The organism is Pauljensenia sp. 20925_1_25 (genome assembly GCF_041433955.1).
GTDB lineage: Bacteria > Actinomycetota > Actinomycetes > Actinomycetales > Actinomycetaceae > Pauljensenia.
Genome location: NZ_JAPWCL010000019.1, coordinates 25,464 through 47,414, shown reverse-complemented (window position 1 = coordinate 47,414; position 21,951 = coordinate 25,464). Strand labels below are relative to the sequence as shown.

General features: G+C 65.3%; 22 protein-coding genes. 19 read left to right on the top strand and 3 right to left on the bottom strand.

Annotated elements, in window-relative coordinates; genetic code table 11:
- The 3 genes from O3932_RS08620 to O3932_RS08610 form a co-directional block, all read left to right on the top strand.
- On the top strand, positions 1 to 1,768 hold a 1,768-nt coding region (locus O3932_RS08620; protein WP_371537729.1), incomplete at its 5' end, for a PrsW family glutamic-type intramembrane protease.
- An 88-nt stretch (positions 1,769 to 1,856) separates the two neighbouring features.
- Positions 1,857 to 2,705 carry a PrsW family intramembrane metalloprotease gene (locus tag O3932_RS08615; protein WP_371537727.1) on the top strand — a complete coding sequence of 283 codons (849 nt, stop codon included), beginning with the start codon at positions 1,857 to 1,859 and terminating at the stop codon, positions 2,703 to 2,705.
- Entirely contained in the window at positions 2,702 to 3,229 is a 528-nt protein-coding gene (locus O3932_RS08610) for an NUDIX hydrolase (protein WP_299240565.1), read from the top strand. The genes O3932_RS08615 and O3932_RS08610 overlap by 4 nt, the downstream gene beginning before the upstream one ends.
- A gap of 6 nt (positions 3,230 to 3,235) precedes the next feature.
- On the opposite strand, the gene serB is transcribed toward O3932_RS08610, so the two are convergent.
- Positions 3,236 to 3,925, bottom strand: coding sequence for a phosphoserine phosphatase SerB (serB, locus tag O3932_RS08605; RefSeq protein WP_009648845.1), 690 nt, complete (start codon positions 3,923 to 3,925; stop codon positions 3,236 to 3,238).
- Positions 3,926 to 3,927: 2 nt separating this feature from the next.
- Complete coding sequence (locus tag O3932_RS08600; RefSeq protein WP_009648848.1) at positions 3,928 to 5,163, bottom strand: glucose-1-phosphate adenylyltransferase; 1,236 nt, start codon at positions 5,161 to 5,163, stop codon at positions 3,928 to 3,930.
- A gap of 171 nt (positions 5,164 to 5,334) precedes the next feature.
- Here O3932_RS08600 and glgA point away from each other — a divergent pair, with 171 nt between their 5' ends.
- The 7 genes from glgA (at position 5,335) to O3932_RS08565 (ending at position 13,891) form a co-directional block, all read left to right on the top strand.
- The gene (gene glgA, locus O3932_RS08595) at positions 5,335 to 6,558 is read left to right on the top strand and encodes a glycogen synthase (RefSeq protein WP_009648892.1); all 1,224 of its coding nucleotides are present in this window, start codon (positions 5,335 to 5,337) and stop codon (positions 6,556 to 6,558) included.
- Between the two features lie 36 nt (positions 6,559 to 6,594).
- Entirely contained in the window at positions 6,595 to 7,383 is a 789-nt protein-coding gene (locus O3932_RS08590) for an ABC transporter ATP-binding protein (RefSeq protein WP_371537723.1), read from the top strand.
- 13 nt (positions 7,384 to 7,396) lie between these two features.
- Positions 7,397 to 7,873, top strand: coding sequence for an NfeD family protein (locus tag O3932_RS08585; protein ID WP_299240560.1), 477 nt, complete (start codon positions 7,397 to 7,399; stop codon positions 7,871 to 7,873).
- A 49-nt stretch (positions 7,874 to 7,922) separates the two neighbouring features.
- Complete coding sequence (locus O3932_RS08580) at positions 7,923 to 8,882, top strand: SPFH domain-containing protein (protein ID WP_371537720.1); 960 nt, start codon at positions 7,923 to 7,925, stop codon at positions 8,880 to 8,882.
- Positions 8,883 to 8,952: 70 nt separating this feature from the next.
- Positions 8,953 to 10,293: a glutamine synthetase family protein gene (locus tag O3932_RS08575; protein ID WP_371537718.1), complete on the top strand. Its 1,341-nt coding sequence runs from the start codon at positions 8,953 to 8,955 to the stop codon at positions 10,291 to 10,293.
- The gene (locus O3932_RS08570) at positions 10,290 to 13,223 is read left to right on the top strand and encodes a bifunctional [glutamine synthetase] adenylyltransferase/[glutamine synthetase]-adenylyl-L-tyrosine phosphorylase (protein WP_371537715.1); all 2,934 of its coding nucleotides are present in this window, start codon (positions 10,290 to 10,292) and stop codon (positions 13,221 to 13,223) included. The genes O3932_RS08575 and O3932_RS08570 overlap by 4 nt, the downstream gene beginning before the upstream one ends.
- Positions 13,220 to 13,891, top strand: a complete 672-nt coding sequence (locus tag O3932_RS08565; protein WP_371537713.1) for a histidine phosphatase family protein — start codon at positions 13,220 to 13,222, stop codon at positions 13,889 to 13,891. The genes O3932_RS08570 and O3932_RS08565 overlap by 4 nt, the downstream gene beginning before the upstream one ends.
- Here the strand turns inward: O3932_RS08565 and O3932_RS08560 are convergent.
- Positions 13,879 to 14,130, bottom strand: coding sequence for a hypothetical protein (locus O3932_RS08560; protein ID WP_371537711.1), 252 nt, complete (start codon positions 14,128 to 14,130; stop codon positions 13,879 to 13,881). The genes O3932_RS08565 and O3932_RS08560 overlap by 13 nt on opposite strands.
- Positions 14,131 to 14,162: 32 nt before the next feature.
- Here O3932_RS08560 and O3932_RS08555 point away from each other — a divergent pair, with 32 nt between their 5' ends.
- The 9 genes from O3932_RS08555 (at position 14,163) to secD (ending at position 21,951) form a co-directional block, all read left to right on the top strand.
- Positions 14,163 to 14,645: a histidine phosphatase family protein gene (locus tag O3932_RS08555; protein ID WP_371537708.1), complete on the top strand. Its 483-nt coding sequence runs from the start codon at positions 14,163 to 14,165 to the stop codon at positions 14,643 to 14,645.
- A 148-nt stretch (positions 14,646 to 14,793) separates the two neighbouring features.
- Positions 14,794 to 15,555: a YebC/PmpR family DNA-binding transcriptional regulator gene (locus tag O3932_RS08550; RefSeq protein WP_009647727.1), complete on the top strand. Its 762-nt coding sequence runs from the start codon at positions 14,794 to 14,796 to the stop codon at positions 15,553 to 15,555.
- A 2-nt stretch (positions 15,556 to 15,557) separates the two neighbouring features.
- A complete protein-coding gene (gene pdxS, locus O3932_RS08545) occupies positions 15,558 to 16,460 on the top strand; it encodes a pyridoxal 5'-phosphate synthase lyase subunit PdxS (RefSeq protein WP_295917896.1) in 903 nt (300 codons plus the stop codon).
- Complete coding sequence (gene pdxT, locus O3932_RS08540; RefSeq protein ID WP_371537703.1) at positions 16,454 to 17,047, top strand: pyridoxal 5'-phosphate synthase glutaminase subunit PdxT; 594 nt, start codon at positions 16,454 to 16,456, stop codon at positions 17,045 to 17,047. The genes pdxS and pdxT overlap by 7 nt, the downstream gene beginning before the upstream one ends.
- Positions 17,047 to 17,676, top strand: a complete 630-nt coding sequence (ruvC, locus tag O3932_RS08535) for a crossover junction endodeoxyribonuclease RuvC (protein WP_034504511.1) — start codon at positions 17,047 to 17,049, stop codon at positions 17,674 to 17,676. The genes pdxT and ruvC overlap by 1 nt, the downstream gene beginning before the upstream one ends.
- Before the next feature lie 57 nt (positions 17,677 to 17,733).
- On the top strand, positions 17,734 to 18,339 hold the full coding sequence (ruvA, locus tag O3932_RS08530; protein WP_371537700.1) for a Holliday junction branch migration protein RuvA: 606 nt from the start codon (positions 17,734 to 17,736) through the stop codon (positions 18,337 to 18,339).
- 19 nt (positions 18,340 to 18,358) lie between these two features.
- Positions 18,359 to 19,372: a Holliday junction branch migration DNA helicase RuvB gene (gene ruvB, locus O3932_RS08525; RefSeq protein ID WP_371537732.1), complete on the top strand. Its 1,014-nt coding sequence runs from the start codon at positions 18,359 to 18,361 to the stop codon at positions 19,370 to 19,372.
- 183 nt (positions 19,373 to 19,555) lie between these two features.
- On the top strand, positions 19,556 to 19,957 hold the full coding sequence (gene yajC / locus O3932_RS08520; RefSeq protein ID WP_034504514.1) for a preprotein translocase subunit YajC: 402 nt from the start codon (positions 19,556 to 19,558) through the stop codon (positions 19,955 to 19,957).
- Positions 19,958 to 19,983: 26 nt separating this feature from the next.
- Positions 19,984 to 21,951, top strand: a complete 1,968-nt coding sequence (gene secD / locus O3932_RS08515) for a protein translocase subunit SecD (protein WP_371537697.1) — start codon at positions 19,984 to 19,986, stop codon at positions 21,949 to 21,951.

Here is a 21,951-nt window from a genome sequence, read left to right as displayed (position 1 = left end):
GCGTCCGGTTGGTGGTCCGCAGGCTCCGATGGGTATGGGGCAGCGTCCGGTTGGTGGTCCGCAGGGCCCGATGGGTATGGGGCAGCGTCCGGTTGGTGGTCCGCAGGCTCCGATGGGTATGGGGCCGCGTCCGGTCGGTGGTCCGCAGGGCCCCTTTGCGGGTGGCCAAGCCCCGGCCTCGTCCCCTGTGGGAGCCGCCCGGAGTCTTCCCTTCGGGGAGCCTCTCCCGCAGCATCCGGGGCAGACACGTGAATCTCCCGTCGGCACACAGACAACCACTGCAGATGAATCTACGAAGGCCCCGTCCTCCGTACACACGGATCGCAGTATTCCTCTCGGCGAAACAGGGCCGCAGTGGCCCGAGGATGCTCCGAATACCCCGTCCGCACCCACAATAACGCAGGAATCTGCCACCGATGCGACGAAGGAATCCGGCCCCGAGACACCCTCCAACCCGACGCCGCGCACGTCGCCGAGCAGTGGATCGAACACCCCGGTCTCTTCGCCCTCCACGGGCGCTGCCGGTGAGGGACAATTCAGCCCCAGGTTCCAGGCCTTTGTCGAGTCCGGCCCCTCGATGCCGGGGCCGAAGACTGCCCAGTATCCGACGCTCGCGCCCCGTACCGCCCAGGTGTGGTCGGTGCCCAAGCCGAAGAAAAAACCCCTGCCGATCTTTGAGTCGGTTGTCGCTGGTGCGGGAGCAGCGCTCATGCTCGTCGGTGTGCTGGGTTTCCTTCAGGCCAGTGGCCCGATTGTGACGGTCTTCATCGCTATCTTGTGCATCGTTCCTCTCGCTATCGTCGTCTCGGTGCTTCTGTTCATCGACCGCTTCGAACCTGAACCCCTGGGGATGAAGCTTGCCGCGCTGGCGTGGGGCGGCGGTGTGTCCATTTTCTTCGGAATCATGGGAAATGAATATGTTCAGTATTCCGTCACTGAACAAACGGGTGACGAAGTCCAAGGAATGATTTTCTCCGTCGTTGTCGGTGCGCCGGTGGTCGAAGAACTTTTGAAGGGTCTTGGCGTTCTCGTTATCGTGTGGGCTCGTCGTACCCACATTTCATCTGCCATCGATGGCCTCGTCTACGCTGGCTTTGCAGCCTGCGGATTCCTGGTTGTCGAGGACTTTACCTACTTTGTGAGAGCAGTTTTGACGGACGGTGACCTCGGGCAGACGTTCTTCCAACGTGTCGTTATGGGTGTTTTCGGACACGTCATGTACACGAGCTGCATGGGGTGGGCGACGGGGTGGGCGGTCACACGCGCCCGCTCGGCTGCCGCCGGATGCGGAGCTGTGGCCCTCGGCTGGTTCACGGGTATGCTCCTGCACGCGACGTGGAACGGCACTGCCGTCCTGTCTGGGGGTGACGATGAACTGTTCGACACCTTCTACATCTTCATCCACGTCCCGTTGTTCCTCCTGTGGTTCCTGTTCATCGCGCTGGCGATGAAGCGCGAACGACGCGACGCCGCAGCGGGCCTCATGCCCTACGTGGCGCAGGGGTGGATCGTCCCCAGTGAGATCCAGATGGTGTGCGATCCTCGCTCACGTCGTGCCGCCCTGGCCTGGGCGTCCAACGGTGGGCCGTTGGCGAAGAAGGCAATGAAGCAGTTCATGTACGCGCTCGCCACACTCGGCCTGCACCAGGTCGTCATGAAGAATCGTGGTCCCGAGCAGGCGCGCATCGAAGAATCGAGAGAACTCGCGAAGGAAGCAACCTCACAACGCAAGATCTTCATGAAGCTCACAGGTATGCGACGATTCTGACGTGCCGCATCATGGCCGCTTCACCGGCTCCTCACAGAGGATGCACAGGAGGAGTGGCCATGATTGCGCCGACAGAAAGGAAACATACGTGACTAATGCTCAACATGTCCGTGCCTCGTCTCGGACTCTCGCCGTGTGCTCGGTCATCCTGATCATCGTCGGGATCCCGACGATGGCCCACGAAGTGATCGGTGCGATTTATGGTGTCACCACCTCTACGGCGGCGCTAGCTGTGAGTGCCTCGTGCGTGAGCGCGTTCGTCGGCCTCGTCTTCTTCGTGTGGCTAGCGCGATTCGCTCCATCGGTTCTGTCGTGGATTGCGGCATTCATGTGGGGGACTGGAGGTGCGCTCATCATTGCCGGCATCGGCAACGGCGTGACCGACGCTGCCGTTCAATCGACGTCGCTAGGCGGGGAGACCACGGATGTCATGACGTCAGTCGTGAGCGGACCACTCATTGAGGAAACCGCGAAGGGTATCGGTGCACTCATGTTGATCCTTGCAGCCCGCAGGGCTCTGCGGCACCCCGCTCAGGGGGCTGTTCTGGGTGGACTCGTCGGTCTCGGCTTCGCGTGGGGTGAAGACATTGGCTACTACGTGAGCGCGCTTGAAGACGGCACGGGTGGACTGGGGCAAGCCTTCCTGATCCGTGGGGTGCTGGGTGGCTTTGGGCATGCGATCTACACCGGAGTCTTCGCCTACTTCCTGGCTTGGGCGCTCCTGCGCGCGAGAAACGCGTTCGTCGAAATTCTTGCGGTGTGTGGTGGTTTTGTAGGTGCCGTGCTCCTGCACGCGCAGGCGAACGGAGTGGGCTTCCTTGCGCCCGAGGACTCGTGGAACCTCACCTACGGTGCGATCGAGTTGCCGGTGACAGCAGTGGCGATCGCGCTCCTCGTCTGGGGAGTGCGTCGTCGTCGCGCTACGCTGGAGGCATGAGCGCACTCGACTGGCCTGTGGACGCGGACGGCTACCCCCATCGGGAGGCCGCCCGCGTCCTCCTTTTTGACGACGACGGACGTGTCTTGCTGGCCATGGGACACGATGAGGATCAGCCCGAGCGTGCCTGGTGGTTCACGATCGGTGGTGGCATTGAGGAGGGGGAAGACCCCCGCGCAGCCGCCGTGCGCGAGGTGTTCGAAGAGACCGGAATTCGCCTGGAAGCATCCGATCTGGTCGGTCCCGTTCTCTACCGGACCGCCGAGTTCGATTTCCTGGCCGTTACCGCTCGCCAAGACGAGTGGTTCTTCATCGCGCACGCCCCTTCAACTACTCTCAGTCGGGACGGGTGGACTGAGCTGGAACGTTCCGTCATTGATACGCAACGCTGGTGGGATATCGACGAGGCCACGGCAACCATCGACGGGGAAATCTACCCCGCGCAGATCCTCGAGTTTGCGCGCGTCTGGAAAGACGGCTGGGACGGCCAGCTCATCGAGCTGACCGAGACCCGCGAACCCTAAGGCGACCTAGGCGCGGGAGAGTCCCAGCGGAGTGATCGCGAGCGACAGGTCAGGTACGTTGAGCTGGACCGACACCCGCTCACGTACCGCGGGCTTCGCGCAAAAAGCGATCCCGACCCCGGCCTCGTCCATCATGGGGATGTCGTTCGCCCCGTCTCCGATTGCGACCGTGCGCGCCATGGGCACACCCAGGGACGAGGCCCACTCACGTAGGCATTCGACCTTGACCTGGGAGGTCACGATACGCCCCAGCACGCGGCCCGTGAGAACGCCGTCCTCGACCTCCAGCCGGTTCGCGGCGTAGAAGTCGATGCCGAGGGAGGCCGCGAGGGGAGCGACCACCTCTTCGAACCCGCCCGAGACGACACCGAAATGCCCACCGGCGGCGTGCACGGCGTCGATGAGTTCGCGCGCGCCCTCCGTGGGCGTGATGGACGCGAGAACATCACCGAACACAGAATCGGGAACACCGCGTAGTGTCGCAACTCGCTCACGCAGCGACTCAGCGAAATCGAGTTCGCCATTCATCGCTCGAGACGTAATCTCAGCGACACGCTCCCGTGTGCCCGCGACCTCGGCCAGCTCTTCGATGACCTCTTGGGTGATCAGTGTCGAATCAACGTCAGTAACAACGAGGCCGGGTGCCCCGCTGGTAAACAGCAGCGGGGCACCCGGCTCATCGAGATGGTGAGTCATGCTCACTTGGTGACGACCGTCCCCTTGGGAACGACCGTGATACCGGATTCGGTGACCGTGTAGCCGCGCTCGATGTCGCGGGCGGGATCCACGCCGACTTCGGCACCTTCCTCGACGACGACATTCTTGTCCAGAATCGTCTTGACGACCTTCGAGTGGCGACCGATGCGCGTGCCGTGCATGACGACCGAGTCCTCAACATGAGCCCACGAATGGACGTAGGTGTGCGGGGAGACAATCGAGCGCACGATCTCGCCACCGGAGACGATGACACCCGGGGACACAAACGAGTCGATTGCATGACCCAGTCGATCCTGATCGCCATAGACGAACTTCGCGGGAGGCAGCGAGCCGTCGATCATCGTCATCGTCGGCCACTCGCGGTTGTACAGGTTGAACACCGGGTGCACCGAGATCAGGTCCATGTTCGCCTCGTAGTAGGCGTCCAGCGTACCAACGTCGCGCCAGTAATCGCGGTCGCGGTCGGTCGAACCCGGCACGTCGTTGTCCTGGAAGTCATAGACGCCGCACTCACCGCGCGACACGAACCACGGAATGATGTTGCCACCCATGTCGTGCTTCGAATCGGGGTCCTTAGCATCCTCACGCAGCGCGTGGACCAGGTCCTTCGTGGTGAAGACGTAGTTGCCCATCGAGGCAAGGACCTTCGTGGGATCGTCCGGCAGGCCTTCGGCGTGCTGGGGCTTCTCCAGGAAGTTCTTGACGACACCACCCTCACCGTCGATAACACCCAGTGCGGGAGCGAGCTCGATCGGCTGACGAATGCCTGCGACCGTGGCCGGCAGACCCGAATCGATGTGGTGCTGGACCATCTGCGAGAAGTCCATACGGTAGATGTTGTCAGCGCCGATGATGACGATGTATTCGGGCTGCTCATCGTCGACGATGTTGAGCGACTGGTAAATCGCGTCCGCGCTGCCCAGGTACCAGTGGGGTCCGCGACGCTGCTGGGCCGGAACAGGGGCAATGAAGTTGCCGAGCAGGGGAGAGGTGTACCAGGTCTTCGTGACGTGGCGGTCAAGAGAGTGCGACTTGTACTGAGTCAGTACAACGATCTTGAGGTATCCGGAATTCACGATATTCGACAGCGCGAAATCGATCAGACGGAAATGACCTCCAAACGGAACGGCAGGCTTCGCGCGGTCCGCTGTCAGCGGCATCAGACGCTTACCCTCACCGCCCGCAAGAACAATAGCTAGAACGTGGTTCTTTGCCATACGGCACCTCTTCGTTGGTCGTGTGAGACCCGCATCGACGCAGGTCCGTGGGTGTGGTCACACTGTATTACAGATGTGCATCGATTGCTACACCGTCTCGTTTCGATTTCGATCCCCGTGATTTCGGATACTATGTGTTACACGCGTCGCCACTGTCGGAAGGACCACATCATGCGCGTTGATCTGCTCACCCGCGAATACCCGCCCCACGTCTACGGCGGAGCCGGTGTCCATGTTCTCGAGTTGGCCAAGGTGCTGCGCGGCCTCGTCGATGATCTGCGAGTGCAGGCCTTCGATGGCCCTCGTGAACCCGGAACCGACGGAGCCGATCCGGGGGTGACTGGCCATTCGGACCTGCCCCAGCTGGAGGGTGCCAACGCAGCGCTGCGTACCCTCGGCGTTGACCTTGAGATTGCTGCCGCGTGCGAGGGGTCGGACCTGGTGCACTCCCACACCTGGTACGCCAACTTCGCAGGCCACGTCGCCTCGCTCCTCGGCGACATCCCACACGTCATCTCCGCCCATTCCCTCGAGCCCCTGCGCCCCTGGAAGGCCGAGCAGCTCGGCGGCGGCTACCGCCTCTCCTCCTACGTGGAGAAGACCGCTTACGAGGCTGCCAGCGCTATTGTCGCCGTCTCCAACGGCATGCGCGACGATATTCTGCGCTGTTACCCGTCTGTTGATCCCGAGCGCGTGCACGTGATCCACAATGGTATTGACCTGAACAAGTGGCATGCGCCCGAGGGTGAGGCCGGTGACGAGCTGCGCGCTCGCGTGCTGGCCGAGCACGGTATCGACCCGACCCGCCGCACCGTCGTCTTCGTCGGCCGCATCACCCGCCAGAAGGGCCTGCCCTACTTCCTGCGTGCCGCCCGCTTGCTGCCCGATGACGTCCAGCTCGTCCTGTGTGCCGGTGCCCCGGACACCCCTGAGATCGCTGCTGAGGTCGAGGGGCTGGTTGCTGAGCTGCGTGCCACCCGCTCTGGCGTCGTGCTCATCTCCGAGATGCTCCCACAGCCCGAGGTCGCGGCAATCCTCTCCGCCGCTCAGGTCTTCATCACCCCGTCGGTTTACGAACCCCTCGGCATCGTCAACCTCGAGGCCATGGCGCTCGGCCTGCCCGTCGTTGGCACCGCGACCGGTGGTATCCCCGACGTCATTGTCGACGGCGAGACCGGCTACCTGGTCCCCATCGAACAGGTGCAGGATGGTACGGGCACTCCGCTCGACCCGGAGACTTTCGAGCGCGACATGGCTGACCGTCTCGTCCGCGTCCTGGATGATCCCGAGCTGGGCCGCCGCATGGGCGAGGCGGGCCTCGTGCGCGCACGCGAACACTTCTCCTGGGAAGCTATCGGCGTCAAGACCGCTGATCTGTATCGTTCGCTCGTCTGAGACGCGCGCGGTGTCCAACACGACTAGGCTAGATGCATGACTTACGTCCTAAATCTCTCTCATGTGTCGCTTCGACGAGGAGACACACAGATCCTGTCCGACGTCTCGTGGTCGACGCGTCCGCGCCAGCATTGGGTCATCGTCGGTCCCAACGGAGCGGGCAAAACGACCCTCGCTCGCGTTGTCTCTGGCCGGGTCTCGCCCAATTTGGGCGAGGTGAGCGTGTCTGACACGGATCTCGCGAACGCGGATCCCGCTGAGGTGGCGACGCGCATCGGGCTGGCCTCGGCTGCCGTGGCGGCGAAGATCGTCCCCACGCAGTCGGTGTTGGACACCGTGCGCAGCGCGGCCTGGGGCCTCTGCGTCGCTCACGACGAGGAATACGAGGAGGTCGATGACCAGCGCGCGAGCACGCTCATGGAGATCTTCGGCGTCGCCCACCTCGCCCAGCGCGAATTCTCCACGCTGTCGGAGGGTGAAGCGCAGCGCGTGCTTCTCGCGCGCGCACTCATGACCGATCCGGAGGTGCTCGTTCTCGACGAACCCACCTCCGGTCTCGACCTGGGAGCTCGCGAGTTGCTCATCGCCGCGCTCTCTGAGATCATGAAGGGTTCGAAATCTCCGCAGATCGTCCTGGTGACCCACCAGATCGAGGAGATTCCTGACGGCGTGACGCACTGCGCGATCATGTCGCAGGGGCAGATTACTCATCAGGGTCCCATCGAGGACATACTGACGGGTGTCAATCTGTCGCAGGTCTATGGCATGCCGTTGCTCGCCGGTCGCACCGATGGTCGCTGGTGGGCGCGCGGTGTGACCGAGTAAGAGAGGCAGGGCGATGAGTACCTGGTGGTTGTGGATTTTGGCGGCCCTTGTGTCCGGCATTATCGAGGTCATGATCGTGAGCTTCGTGTTCCTGATGCTCGCGATTGGTGCTCTCGCCGCCGGTATTGCGGCAGCATGTGGCGCGAATCTGATGGTTCAGTTGATCGTCTTCATTATCGTGTCTGTCGCTCTCCTGGTTGTGTTGCGTCCCTTCTTAAAGGGACGGATCGAACGGTCGAACAACTACGTTCCCAGCAACACGGACCGCCTGATCGGCAAGAGCGGCTACGTCACCGAGACAGTGGGCGAGCGTCACGGACGCATCCAGTTTTCTGGCGGTGAATGGAGCGCGCGAACCGAAGGGCCGGAGCTGCCCGTTGGTACTGAGGTTCGCGTTGATCGTATTGATGGTGCGACCGCCGTTGTCAGTGCTCTCAGCCTGACGCAGCAGCCTCTCGCCCAGCCGCCTGCGGGTCCCGCCTACCGATAGGCTCGACCTGTCGGCTTCGAAGTATGAGAAGTATGAAAGGAAAGACGCATTGAGGTCAGCAGAACTCATCGGCAACGTCGCGGTTATCGTGATCATTGCCCTCGTCATCTTTGTTGTTGTGTCGCTTGTCCGTGCGGTCCGCATCGTTCCGCAGTCGCAGGCGTACGTCGTTGAGCGTTTGGGACGTTACCAGGCCGTGATGAAGGGTGGTTTCCACCTGCTGGTCCCCTTCGTGGACCGCGTTGCCGCTCGTATCGATCTGCGTGAGCAGGTCGCGAACTTCCCGCCTCAGCCCGTCATCACCGCCGACCAGGCGATGGTGTCGATCGACTCCGTCATCTATTTCCAGATCACGGATCCGCGCAGCGCGACCTACGAGGTCGCTAACTTCCTGCAGGCGATCGAGCAGCTGACCGCGACGACGCTGCGTAACCTGATCGGCTCCCTCGATCTGGAGCAAACACAGACCTCGCGCGAGTCGATCAACAAGCAGCTGCGCGGCGTCCTCGACGAGGCCACGGGTCCGTGGGGTATTCGCGTGACCCGCGTGGAGCTCAAGTCCATTGAGCCGCCGCCGCGCGTCCTGGCTGCCATGGAGCAGCAGATCACGGCGGAGCGCACCAAGCGAGCGACGATTCTGACGGCTGAGGCCGAGCGTGAGGCCCAGATCAAGAAGGCTGAGGGTGCCAAGCAGGCCGCTGTTCTGGCTGCCTCCGCCCAGCAGGAGGCTCAGGTCCTGCAGGCCAAGGGTCAGAAGGAAGCGCTGATCCTCCAGGCCGAGGGCGCTCGCCAGGCTCAGATCCTGCGCGCGCAGGGTGAGGCTGAGGCGATCCAGACGGTCTTCTCCGCAATCAACGCGGGCAAGGCTACCCCGGAGCTGCTCTCCTACAAGTACCTGGAGATGCTGCCGAAGATCGCGGATGGACAGGCGTCCAAGCTGTGGATGGTTCCGTCCGATCTGACCGGCGCACTGGAATCCATCTCGAAGGGTTTCGGTCTGGGCAAGTAGACTGGAGCCTATGCCGGGCCGACCGCAGTCCCTGCGGTCGGCCCGTCGTCTATTCAAGGGGAGGACACCGGTGGATTCGCATCAGGAGCACGTGCTGCGCGAGGTTGCGCAGAAGAACATCCGTTTCATCAGGCTGTGGTTTACGGACGTCGCTGGCGTCCTGAAGTCGATTTCGATTGACCCGGGCGAGCTGGAGGACGCTTTCGCTGAGGGCATTGGTTTCGATGGCTCGGCCGTCGAGGGCCTCACCCGCGTGTTTGAGTCCGACATGCTGCTCATGCCCGATGCCTCGACCTTTCAGCTGTTGCCGTGGCGTTCCAACGAGGATCCCGTCGCTCGCATGTTCTGCGACGTCCTCATGCCCGATGGTCGCTCTGCCCCCTCAGATCCGCGCGGCGTTCTCGAGCGTGTCGTCGAGCGCGCCGCCGACGCGGGGTTCCGCGTCATGATGCACCCTGAGATCGAGTTCTACCTGCTGCGTCAGCCCGTCACCCCCGAGCGCATGGTGCCCGTCGATCAGGCGGGCTATTTCGATCACGTCGCGCGCGGGGATTCTAATGATTTCCGGCGACGCACGGTGCGCATGCTGGAGGATATGGGGATCCCCGTCGAGTTCTCTCACCACGAGGGAGGCCCCGGCCAGAACGAGATCGACCTGCGCGCGGTGGACCCGGTGCGCGCGGCCGACAACATCATGACAGCTCGTACGGTCATCGAGGAGGTGGCCCTGCGTGAGGAGTTGGTCGCCACCTTCATGCCGAAGCCCTTTATTGAGCACCCGGGGTCGGGCATGCACACGCATCTCTCGCTCTTCGAGGGTGAGGAGAACGCGTTCTTCTCGCCGTCGGGTCAGTACCGGCTCTCTATGACGGGTCGCCGCTTCATCGCGGGCCTGCTTGCGCACGCCGGCGACATAGCGGCGATCACGAATCAGCACGTTAACTCCTACAAGCGCCTGTGGGGCGGGGGAGAGGCACCCTCCTATGTGTGTTGGGGCCACCTGAATCGTTCCGCTCTCGTGCGTGTGCCGCTCTACAAGCCGAAGAAGAGCGCGTCGGCGCGCATCGAGTACCGCGCCCCTGACCCGAGTGCAAACCCCTACTTGGCTTTTGCCGTTATGATCGCGGCTGGCCTGGACGGCATCGAGAAGAAGATGGAACTGATGCCGGAGGCCGAGGATAACGTGTGGGATCTGTCGGATCGCGAGCGTCAGGTGATGGGTATCCACGCCCTGCCGACCTCCCTGTCGGACGCGGTGCGTGAGATGAAGAAGTCGGAGCTTGTGGCCTCGACACTGGGCGAACAGGTCTTTGACTACGTCATCCGCAACAAGCGCAAGGAATGGACGGAGTACCGCCAGCAGATCACGCGACAGGAACTTGAGCAATTCCTGAAGGTTGTTCCCCGGTGACCCCCGACGATCTGCGGGTCGCCGGCTTCCTCGACGCGCGCCGGGCCCTGTCGTTCCTGGAGGAACTGCCTGCGGGGCAGTCGTGGGTGGGGGATCTGAGCGCGTCGGCCGATCCCGACCAGGCCCTGCTGCAGGCGGTGCGTCTGCGCGAGGCGGACCCCGGCCTCGTCGATGCGCTGAGCCGAGATGAGCGCGCTCGTCGTCGCGTGTGCGCGATCCTGGGTGGGAGCCAGTGGTTGGGCGATTACGTCATCGCTGATCCTGCCCGCGCGGCCGCGATTAATGAGGATCCGGGTGATCCTCGGGAGGTCTTGTACGAGGCCGTGGGAGCCCGCACTGTCGGGCGCGGCGCGTTGGTGGCCGCGCGGGAGGCCACCGCCGACGACATGCGCGCCGCCTACCGGCGCGTGCTGCTACATCTGGCCGCCGACGACCTGACGAGCGGCACCCCCGAGGACATCATGCCGAGCGTGGGGGCGCGCATCGCGGACCTGGTGGACGCCACTCTCGACGCGGGCCTGGCCCTGGCCCGCCGCGACGTCGACCCCGAGGGCTCCGTCCCCTTCGCGATCATCGCCATGGGCAAGACGGGCGCGCGCGAACTCAACTACATCTCCGACGTGGATGTCATCTACGTGGCTGAGGCGGGGGAAGACGGGGACGAACGAAGTGCCCTGGAGAAAGCAACCCGCCTGGCCTCAGCCACGGCCTCGGCGTGCTCGGGGCCGGGAACGCAGGCACCGCTGTGGACCGTGGACGCGAACCTGCGGCCCGAGGGGCGCAACGGCGTCCTCGTGCGCACGATTGAGTCCTACCGACAGTACTGGGACAAGTGGGCGCAGACCTGGGAGTTCCAGGCTCTGCTCAAGGCGCGCGCGTGCGCGGGTGACCCAGAGCTGGGGCGCGCCTTCGAGGAGGCGGCGCAGCCCTACGTGTGGAGCGCGTCAGCACGCGAGGGTTTCGTGGAGGCCGCGCGCGCGATGCGCCGCCGCGTCGAAGACAACATCTCCCGCTCCCACGCCTCACGCGAACTCAAGCTCGGGCGCGGCGGACTACGCGACGTCGAGTTCACCGTGCAGCTGCTTCAGCTGGTTCACGGACGCACTGACGCCTTCCTGCGGGTGCGCTCGACCCTGGAGGCGATCAGCGCGCTGCGCGAGGGCGGCTACATCGCCCGCGCCGACGCCGACCAGTTGTCCTCCTGCTACCGCTTCCTGCGCGCGCTCGAGCACCGCACGCAGCTGCCGCGCATGCGCCGCAACCACCTGATTCCCGACAAGGACAGCGACCTGCGCGTCCTCGGGCGGGCTATGGACCCGGTGCGTTACCCCGACGCCGACGCGATCCGCTCGGCCATCGACGACGTGCGCGCTGACGTGCGCGCCCTGCATGAGGACGTGTTCTACCGGCCGATCATCGCCGCTACCGCATCCCTAAGTGCGGATGAGGCCTCCTTGCACGCCGAGGGCGCGCGCGACCGACTGGCCGCCATCGGATACCGCGACCCCGCGGGAGCTCTCATACACATCGCCGCCCTCACCCAGGGCACGAGCCGTCGCGCCGCGATCCAACGCCACCTCCTGCCCGTATTCATCTCGTGGCTGGCAAACGGCGCTGACCCCGACATGGGCCTGCTCAACTTCCGCGTCCTGTCCGAGGACATTGGGGAGTCGCACTGGTATCTGGCACTCCTGCGCGACTCGGGGGTGGCCGCCCGCAGACTGATGACGATGCTGCCGAACTCCCGGTGGATCGCCGACGCGCTGGCCAAGCGGCCCGAGGCCGTGGCGTGGCTGGACGATGACGCGGAGCTGGCACCGCGCGAGCCGCAGAGGCTCACCCGAGAAGTCGCCGCTCTCATCGACCGCCACGACGACGCGACGGAGGCAGCCGCCCGCGTGCGCGCCGTGCGCACCCGCGAGCTGACGCGCGCCGCCATGAGCGACCTACTCGGCGGAGTCGACCCGCGCGGGCACGCCATCGCCGACGCGACGGACGCCGCACTGCTCGGAGCCCTCGCGATTGCGGGGCGGGAGGAAGCCGAGCGGTGGGGGAGCGAGCGCGCCCACGTCACCTTCGTGGCGATGGGGCGCTACGGCGGGCGCGAGTGCTCCTACGCCTCCGACGCCGACGTCATCGCCCTGCATGAACCCGTGGGTGGTGCCTCCGACTCCGAGGCCGCGGCCAGCGCCACTGCGATCGTTAATCGGGTCAAGAAACTCCTCGGTTCGGCGACCAGCCAGCTCGGCATCGTTGTCGACCTCGATCTGCGCCCCGAGGGGAAGAACGGCCCGATGAGCCGCACCATCGCCTCACATGAGGAGTACGCGCAGCGCTGGGCTTCGACATGGGAGCGCCAGGCTGCTGTGCGCGCCCGGCCTATCGGATCGAGCGACCTCGACGAGCGCGCCCGCGCCCTGTTTGAGTCCATGGCCTACAGGGAGGTGAGCGAGTCGGAGGTGCGTGACATCCGACTGCTCAAGGCCCGCATGGAAAACGAGCGTCTGCCGCGCGGCAGCGAACCCGCCCGGCACGTCAAGCTCGGCCCCGGCGGACTCTCCGACGTCGAGTGGACGATTCAGCTCATTCAGATGCGCCACGGGCGCGAGGTTGAGGGCCTGCGGACCCCCTCCACGACGCGGGCCATTGCGGTCGCGCGCGACGCGGGGCTGCTGGCCGCGCCCGACGCCGAGATTCTCCTGAGCGCCTGGGACCTGGCCACGCGTATTCGCGCCGGCAATACCTTGGCGACCGGGCGCATGAGCGGTGTGAAGCTCGACGTCCTGCCCCGTGACAGCGCGGAGCTGAGCGCGCTTGCCGCTATCCTCGGGTACGGGAGCGGCGGGCTAACCGCCCTCGAAGAAGACTGGTTGCGCGCGGCACGACAGGCGCGCAACGTGATGGAACGAGCTTTCTGGGAGCAGCAGTGAAGATTGTGCTGGTACGGCACGGACAGACCCCCGCCAACCGACTGGGGGCCCTCGACACGGTCCGCCCCGGCCTCGGCCTGACCGAGGAGGGCCTGGCTCAGGCGCGCCGCCTCGCGGATCGCTGGGAGTCCGAGGTTGCGCCTGCTCCCACCGTTATCGCCGTGTCTGGTCTGTATCGCACGCGCCTGACGGCCGCGCCGCTGGCTGCGCGTTATGGGCTCACCCCGCGCGTCTGTCCGGGGATTCGCGAGCTGCGCTCGGGTGACCTGGAGATGGCCGCCGACCCTGCCTCTCAGATGGAGTACGTGCGCACGACCTTGTCGTGGTGCGCGGGGGACGTGGACAACCGGATGCCGGGCGGGGAGAGCGGGCGCGAGGCCCTGGCTCGTTCCCTGGAGACCGTGCGCCGCGTGGGACTGGCGGCTCGCGAGCAGGCGGGGGAGGACGCCGTCGCCGTCTTCGTCATCCACGGTGCGCTCACGCGCCTGCTGGCCACGTGGCTGTCGGCCGAGATTGACGAGTCCCTCGTGTCAAAGCACTTCATGTCGAACACGGGCACGACCACTTTCGAGTGGGCTCCCGGCTTCGCCCCGGCCTCGGCCTCCGAGCTGGCCAAGGGCCTACATGCCCTGACCTGGAACGACCGCCCGCTCGATCAGTGGGCCTGAGGCTGGTTCTCGTCGCCTGACGGTCCGTCGGTGGGGGCCACGAAGGGCGAGACCTCGTAGGGGAACGAGCGGTACTTGAAATAGCCCTCCAGGTAGGGCAGATGCTCCTCGCACGCTAGCCACGTCTTCGTGCGGGCGCGGTGGATCGCCGGATTACGCCAGTCGATCCGATAGATCGCGGCGTTCGTGCATTCGCGTGCCGAGCAGATACCCGACGCGCTTTCGACTCCCAGAGCCATGGTGTCCTCCCGATGCGGTTACGCTTGGAAGTATGCCAACCCTCGTCCTCGTTCGCCACGCGCAAGCCGCCTACAACTACCCCGACCGCGCCCGCCCCCTCACCGACGCCGGACGCGACCAGGCCGCGCGCCTCGGTGCCACCCTCGCCCGCGAGATCGGCGCGTTCTCGGTCGCCGTCTCCTCCGACGCGCAGCGCGCTCGCGAAACCTTCGCGGCGATCCTCGCGCGCACAGGCGCCGACGAGTCATGGTACGACCGCTCCATCTACGACGGCGGCGAGGAAGAGATCATCGAGCTGGCCTGCACCTTCACCGGCGAGGCCTGCTTGATCGTCGGACACGAACCCGTCATCTCCTATGCCGGATACATCCTCGCCCGCCAAGAGGACCGAGGGGCGGCCGACAGGGGAGTGCCCACCGCCACTGCCCTCGTCCTCTCCTTCGAGGGTGCATGGGAGGATCTCGCGCCCGGAACGTGTGCCATGCGGGTCTTCTACACCCCGCCCACCCGATAGGTGATGTGCCCCGGGGAGGCGGCCACGGCCTCGTCCCCGATCCTGTGACGGTGTTTACGTTTGTCCACGTGAGTGCCACACACATAGGGGAGGGCAGCCTCAACGCGATAGAATGTGCCGGTATCTATCCACCCAACAGGGAGAAGTGATGTCGGGACACTCTAAGTGGGCGACCACTAAGCACAAGAAGGCCGCCATTGACGCCAAGCGCGGCAAGCTCTTCGCGCGCCTCATCAAGAACATTGAGGTTGCGGCTCGCACGGGCGGCGGCGACCCCGCTGGTAACCCGACGCTGTACGACGCCATCCAGAAGGCGAAGAAGAACTCCGTCCCCGCCGACAACATCGACCGCGCCGTCAAGCGCGGCTCCGGTGCCGAGGCCGGTGGCGCCAACTACGAGACCATCATGTACGAGGGCTACGGCCCCAACGGCGTTGCGTTCCTCGTGGAGTGTCTGACAGACAACCGCAACCGCGCCGCCTCCGACGTGCGCCTGGGCTTCACCCGCCACGGCGGTTCCCTGGCCGACCCCGGTTCGGTTTCCTACCTGTTCTCCCGTCGCGGCGTCGTCGAGGTGCCCGCCGCCGACGGCGTGGACGAGGAATCCATCATGATGGCCGTCCTCGATGCCGGTGCCGAAGAGGTCGAGGACGCTGGCGATCTCTTCGTCATCGAATCTGACCCCAAGGACGTCGTCGCCGTGCGCACCGCCCTGCAGGAGGCCGGCATCGACTACGACTCCGCCGAAGTCCAGTTCGTCGCCTCCACCGAGGTCGAGCTCGATCTCGAGGGTGCCCTCAAGGTCAACAAGCTCATCGATGTCCTCGAGGACTCCGATGACGTGCAGAACATCTACACGAACATGTCCCTCTCAGACGAGGTTCGTGCCCAGCTGGAAGAGCAGGAGTAACCATGAGCGAGAGCACCGCGAAGCGCGAGGTCGGCACCCCGCAGGTTAAGCGCGGCATGGCCCAGATGCTCAAGGGCGGCGTCATCATGGACGTCGTCACCCCCGAGCAGGCCAAGATCGCTGAGGACGCGGGCGCCGTGGCCGTCATGGCCCTCGAGCGCGTCCCCGCCGACATTCGCGCCCAGGGCGGCGTGGCACGTATGTCCGACCCGGACCTGATCGAAGGCATCATCGAAGCCGTGTCGATCCCCGTCATGGCCAAGGCCCGCATCGGTCACTTCGTCGAGGCGCAGGTCCTGCAGTCCCTGGGTGTCGACTACATCGACGAGTCCGAGGTGCTGACCCCCGCCGACTACAGCCACCACATCGACAAGTGGAACTTCACGGTTCCCTTCGTCTGCGGTGCGACCAACCTCGGTGAGGCGCTGCGCCGCATCAACGAGGGCGCGGCCATGATCCGTTCCAAGGGTGAGGCTGGCACCGGTGACGTCTCCAACGCGACCACGCACATGCGTAAGATTCGCGACGAGATCCGCCACCTGACCTCCCTGCCCGAGGACGAACTCTACGTCGCAGCCAAGGAGCTGCAGGCCCCCTACGAGCTCGTCGCTGAGGTCGCCCGTGAGGGCCGCCTCCCCGTCGTGCTCTTCACGGCCGGTGGCATCGCCACCCCCGCCGACGCTGCCATGATGATGCAGCTGGGTGCCGAGGGCGTCTTCGTCGGTTCGGGCATCTTCAAGTCCGGTGACCCCGCCAAGCGTGCGGCCGCCATCGTCAAGGCCACGACCTTCTACGACGACCCGTCCGTCATCGCCGAGGTCTCGCGTGGCCTGGGTGAGGCAATGGTCGGCATTAACGTCGACGACCTGCCCGTGGATCACCGCCTCGCGGAGCGCGGATGGTGACCATCGGCGTTCTCGCCCTGCAGGGCGACGTCGCAGAGCACGTGCGGGCGCTGGAAAACTCCGGCGCCCGCACGCTGCTTGTGCGTAGGGTTTCTGAACTCGACCAGGTCGATGGCCTGGTCATTCCGGGCGGCGAGTCGACCACCATGTCGAATCTTCTCCTGTCTTTCGGCCTGTTTGACACTCTTAATGACCGCATCGCCTCCGGCATGCCGGTGTACGGCACGTGCGCGGGCATGATCATGCTCGCCTCGTCGATCCTGGACGGCCGCGACGATCAGCGATCTTTCGGTGCTCTCGACATGGTCGTGCGCCGCAACGCCTTCGGCCGTCAGGTCGACTCCTACGAGGAGGACCTGGACCTTGAGGGTCTCGACGGGGGCCCCTTCCACGCCGTCTTCATCCGCGCTCCGTGGGTTGAGTCGGTGGGAGAGGGCGTCGAGGTGATCGCGCGCGCTGGGAATGCCGCCGACGGCCCGATCGTCGCGGTGCGGCGCGGCAACGTCATGGCGACGTCTTTCCATCCCGAGGTGGGCGGAGACGACCGTATCCACGGCCTCTTCGTCGACATGGTGGCCCGCGCGTAATGCGCGTGATGGGCATCGACCCGGGCCTGACGCGGTGCGGCCTCGGCGTCGTCGACGTGGACGCCTCGCGTCGAGCGAGCCTCGTCTACGTCGGCGTCGCCCGCACGGACAAGGACTTGGCGACGCACTTTCGCCTGCGTACGATCGCCGACGCGATCGACACAGTCATCGAGCAATACCAGCCCGAGGTAGTCGCCATCGAGCGCGTCTTCGCGCAGGATAACTTGCAGTCGGTGACGGCCACCATGCAGGTCATGGGTGCGGCCATGACCTGCGTAGGTCGCGCGGGTCTGCCGATGGCGGTCCATACGCCCTCGGAGGTCAAGTCCGCCGTGTCCGGCAATGGAAACGCAGATAAAGCGCAGGTGCAGACGATGGTCGCGCGCATCCTCGGCCTCGCCAAGGCGCCCAAGCCCGCGGACGCGGCTGACGCCCTCGCGATCGCGATCACGCACGCCTGGCGGGGGACCGGTCTGCTCGGCGCACCCGAGGACTCCTCGGTCGCGGTCTCCATTTCGGGTCGTCTCACTGCGCGTGGCTCGATGACCCCCGCACAGCGGGCGTGGGCCGAGGCCCAGGCCGCGCAACGCCGGACGGGTGCCGTCGATCCTCGGCGCAGGCGCGGCTAGAATCGTACATATGTTCGCCCGCCGGTCGGCGGGTCTCGTGCCAGGGAAAGGACCGCAGTGATCTCGATTCTGCGCGGCATTGTCGCAAGCGTCGGACTCGACCATATCGACGTTGTGGTTGGAGGCATCGGCTTCCGTGTCCACGTGACCCCCGCTTTCGCGCAGGGGAATGCGCGCGATGAGGAGATCACGGTCTATACCTCGATGATCGTACGCGAGGACTCGATGACCCTCTACGGCTTCGAGTCCTGCGACGAGCGCGACGTGTTCACCACGCTCATGTCGGTCTCCGGCATCGGCCCGAAGATCGCGCTGGCTGCCCTGGCTGTGCTGCGCCCCGACGACCTGCGCCGCGCCGTGCGCGACCAGGACCTGGCCACGCTTCAGCGCATCCCCGGCGTTGGAAAAAAGTCTGCCCAGCGCATGGCCCTGGAGATCGGGGACAAACTCGGCACTCCCGCGGCCCTGCCCGGTGCCGAGGCCACCCCAGCTCCCGTCCCAAGCGAGGACACGGTCGCCTCCGAAGTCAGTGCCGCCCTGGTGGGGCTGGGCTGGTCCGAGGCGCAGGCCACCAAGGCCATCGAGAAGCTCGCAGGCAGTGGGCTGGGTGCCTCCGACATGCTGCGCGCCGCGCTGGTGAGCCTGGGAGGCGGCCGTGGCTGAGCAGCCCGACATCGAGATGATGCGCATCATCGCCCCGGACGCGGGTGAGCTCGAGCGCGCCGCCGAGGCGGCTCTACGACCCAAGAAGCTCTCCGAGTTCGTAGGTCAGCGCGTCGTGCGAGGCCAGCTCCAGCTGGTCCTCGACGCCGCCCGCATGCGTGCGTCCACCCCCGATCATGTCCTGCTCGCAGGCCCTCCCGGTCTGGGCAAGACGACGCTCGCCATGATCATCGCCGCCGAGATGGGGACCTCGTTGCGCCTGACCTCCGGCCCCGCCATCCAACATGCGGGCGACCTGGCCGCAATCCTGTCGGGCCTGCAGGAAGGCGACATCCTCTTTATTGACGAGATCCACCGCCTGGCGCGCACGGCCGAGGAAATGCTCTACCTCGCGATGGAGGACTTTCGCGTCGACGTGGTCGTCGGCAAGGGGCCCGGTGCGACCTCGATCCCCCTGACGCTCCCGCCTTTCACGGTCGTCGGAGCGACCACACGATCCGGCCTGCTGCCCGCCCCGCTGCGCGACCGTTTCGGCTTCACCGCGCACCTGGAGTTCTACGAGACCGACGAACTCCAGTCGGTCGTCACCCGCTCAGCCAGTCTCCTCGGCTCGCCCATCGACGCTCGCGCCGCCCATGAGATCGCGTCACGTTCGCGCGGTACGCCCCGCATCGCGAACCGGCTTCTGCGCCGTGTCGTCGACTACGCGCAGGTGCACGGTGACGGAACACTCACATTGGATGCCGCGCGCGGTGCCCTCGAACTCTTCGAGGTCGATCCCTCCGGCCTGGACCGCCTCGACCGCGCTGTTCTCGAGGCCGTGTGCCGTCGCTTCGCCGGCGGGCCCGTGGGCCTCACGACCTTGTCCGTCACCATCGGCGAGGAAGCGGAAACCGTTGAAACCGTCGCCGAACCGTACCTGGTGCGCGAGGGTTTCCTCGTACGCACCAACCGCGGACGTATGGCGACTCCGAAGGCGTGGGGACACCTCGGCCTGAACCCACCCATGCCGGATGGTTCCCTCTTTGACTAGGGGAGCGGGCCTCGTCGAAGAGAGAGAAGCGCGACGGTCCGCGTCATCGTGACAAGGCGCGACCGGCGGTAGCATGCGCGGTGCCGCGCGGCTCATATCGCATAGGCTAAAACCCTCCTTCGGCATTAGACTGTCACAGTGCGCTTCAAGCGCCCGACCGTCATCGAAAGTGAACCAGCCTTTATGAACAACTACACCCTCATGGGCCTGCTCGTCGTCATGATCGCCTTCATGTGGTGGAGCTCGCGCTCCCGCAAGAAGCAGATGGAAAAGATGGAGCAGGACAAGCGTGAGCAGCTCGCGGCCGTCACCCCCGGCGAGTGGGTTCGTACCCGCGTCGGCTTTTGGGGCCGTTTCGTCGACCTCGACGGCGACATTGTCGTCCTCGAGACGACCGACGGTCACGAAATGTACTGGGAACGCGAGATGATCGCCGAGATCGGCGGCCAGCCGCCTCTCGCCAGTACAGAGGACGACGAGGCGACCGACGGCACCAAGACGGAGGAGATCAGCGACGAGGACGAGGCCATCCTGGGTCTCGACGACGCGCCGTCCTCCAAGGACTCCGACGAGCAACAGAAGTAAGTCAAGGCTGAACGGAAAGTAGAACCGTGGCATCTCATAAGCGACGCCCCGTGCGCGCGCTCGTGACGCTCACCGTCGCCATCGTGGCGGCGTGCGCGGCGCTGGCGTTGGGGCATTTCACCAAGGGCGTATCACCGTACCCCGACCTGGCCCTCGACCTGAAGGGCGGCACCCAGCTGATCCTGACTCCGACCGTGACGGCCGGGGGACAGCGCGAGATCACTGACGACGACATCACGCAGGCGATCTCGATTATTCGTAATCGTATCGACGCCTCCGGTGTGTCCGAGTCCGAGATCTCCTCGATGGGCAACTCGAATATCATGGTGTCGATCCCCGGCACCCCCTCGCAGGAGCAGCTGGACCTGATCCGTGCCTCCTCGCAGATGAACTTCCGCCCCGTGCTGCGCATGGGACTGGCGCAGACGAACGCGCCGGTCCAGGACACCAACGCGCAGTCCGGTGACGCCAGCTCGACGGATACTCAGTCGGGCGCTACCACCCAGTCGGGTGAGGTCACCGCGCAGTCCGGTGAGGACGCCCAGTCGGGCCAGGCCGCCACCGTGGCGTCGCAGTCGGGCGCGGCCGCCGAAGCATCGAAGCCAGGCCAGACCGAGCTGCGTTCGACTGCCGTTGACCCGGCGGTCGCGATGAGCTTTGCCGACAAGAACGGCGACGGCGTTCTCTCGGATACTCCGGCTGAGGACCCCGAGAATGCTTCCTCCCTTAAGTGGGAGACCGAGCAAGTCCTGTACGACTTCCTGACCCTCGATTGCTCGGCCTCCGCTGACGTCAAGCGCGTCGAAGGTCCCGCTGACAAGCCGTACGCCGCCTGTGACGATTCCGGCCGAATCAAGTACATCCTTGGCCCCGTCACAGTTCCCGGCTCGGACCTGAAGTCGGCGACCGCGGGCCTGGTTCGCACCCAGACGGGCGGATCGACCGGCGCATGGTCCGTGTCCCTCCAGTTCAACAACGACGGTGCCGAGAAGTTCAAGGAGAGCTCTGAGATTCTCTACGGCTTCCACGATTCGGATCCCGAGGCTGGCGGCAACGGCGGCGCGGGTACCCCTGACCGTAACCACTTCGCCGTCGTCTTGGACGGGACGGTCATCACGGCTCCGTCGATGAATTCGATCATCCCGACCGGACAGGCCGAGATTACGGGTAACTTCACTGCCGCGACCTCGCGTACGCTTGCCAACCAGCTGAGCTTCGGCTCGCTGCCGCTGAACTTCGAGGTTGAGTCCGAGCAGCAGATCTCTGCGACGATCGGTACCGATCACCTGACGGTTGGTCTGTGGGCCGCCGTGATCGGCTTCCTGCTCGTTATTCTCTATCTGATCTGGCAGTACCGCGGCCTGGCGATTATTTCGGCTGGTTCGCTCGTTGTCGCCTCGATCATCACCTACCTGGTGATCACGCTGCTGTCGTGGTGGATGGGATACCGCTTGTCCCTGGCTGGTGTCGCCGGCCTGATCATGGCCATCGGCGTCACGACCGACTCGTTCATCGTCTACTTCGAGCGTGTCCGTGACGAGGTCCGCGATGGACGCCCGCTGCGCGCCGCCGTCGAAGAGGGCTGGGATCGCGCCAAGCGCACGATTCTGGTCTCCGACGCGGTCAACCTGGTCGCCGCTGTCGTGCTCTATCTGCTCGCCGTGGGTGGCGTTCAGGGCTTCGCGTTTACCCTGGGCGTCACGACTGTCATCGACATCGCCGTGATCTTCCTGTTCACCCACCCGATGATGGAGCTGCTCATCCGCATGCGCTTCTTCGGTGAGGGCCACAAATTCTCGGGCCTTGATCCCGAGCACCTGGGCGCGAAGAATGCCCTCGTGTACGCCGGGCGCGGTCGCGTCGTCGTGCGCGGTGAATCCGAGGCGAAGGCTACGAAGGACGAGGCCGGGGACGGTCTGTCGATCGCCGAGCGTCGCCGTGCGGCGCGTCTGGCGGCGCAGAATGCGTCCGCGGCGCAGGAAGAGGAGAACTGA

Coding starts and splice junctions, on each gene's coding strand:
- O3932_RS08560 (WP_371537711.1), bottom strand. CDS start 14,130: ATGGCTCTGGGAGTCGAAAGCGCGTCGGGTATCTGCTCGGCACGCGAA.
- O3932_RS08555 (WP_371537708.1), top strand. CDS start 14,163: ATGCCAACCCTCGTCCTCGTTCGCCACGCGCAAGCCGCCTACAACTAC.
- glgA (WP_009648892.1), top strand. CDS start 5,335: ATGCGCGTTGATCTGCTCACCCGCGAATACCCGCCCCACGTCTACGGC.
- O3932_RS08550 (WP_009647727.1), top strand. CDS start 14,794: ATGTCGGGACACTCTAAGTGGGCGACCACTAAGCACAAGAAGGCCGCC.
- yajC (WP_034504514.1), top strand. CDS start 19,556: ATGAACAACTACACCCTCATGGGCCTGCTCGTCGTCATGATCGCCTTC.
- ruvB (WP_371537732.1), top strand. CDS start 18,359: ATGCGCATCATCGCCCCGGACGCGGGTGAGCTCGAGCGCGCCGCCGAG.
- O3932_RS08600 (WP_009648848.1), bottom strand. CDS start 5,163: ATGGCAAAGAACCACGTTCTAGCTATTGTTCTTGCGGGCGGTGAGGGT.
- serB (WP_009648845.1), bottom strand. CDS start 3,925: ATGACTCACCATCTCGATGAGCCGGGTGCCCCGCTGCTGTTTACCAGC.
- O3932_RS08585 (WP_299240560.1), top strand. CDS start 7,397: ATGAGTACCTGGTGGTTGTGGATTTTGGCGGCCCTTGTGTCCGGCATT.
- O3932_RS08590 (WP_371537723.1), top strand. CDS start 6,595: ATGACTTACGTCCTAAATCTCTCTCATGTGTCGCTTCGACGAGGAGAC.
- pdxS (WP_295917896.1), top strand. CDS start 15,558: ATGAGCGAGAGCACCGCGAAGCGCGAGGTCGGCACCCCGCAGGTTAAG.
- ruvC (WP_034504511.1), top strand. CDS start 17,047: ATGCGCGTGATGGGCATCGACCCGGGCCTGACGCGGTGCGGCCTCGGC.
- O3932_RS08610 (WP_299240565.1), top strand. CDS start 2,702: ATGAGCGCACTCGACTGGCCTGTGGACGCGGACGGCTACCCCCATCGG.
- pdxT (WP_371537703.1), top strand. CDS start 16,454: ATGGTGACCATCGGCGTTCTCGCCCTGCAGGGCGACGTCGCAGAGCAC.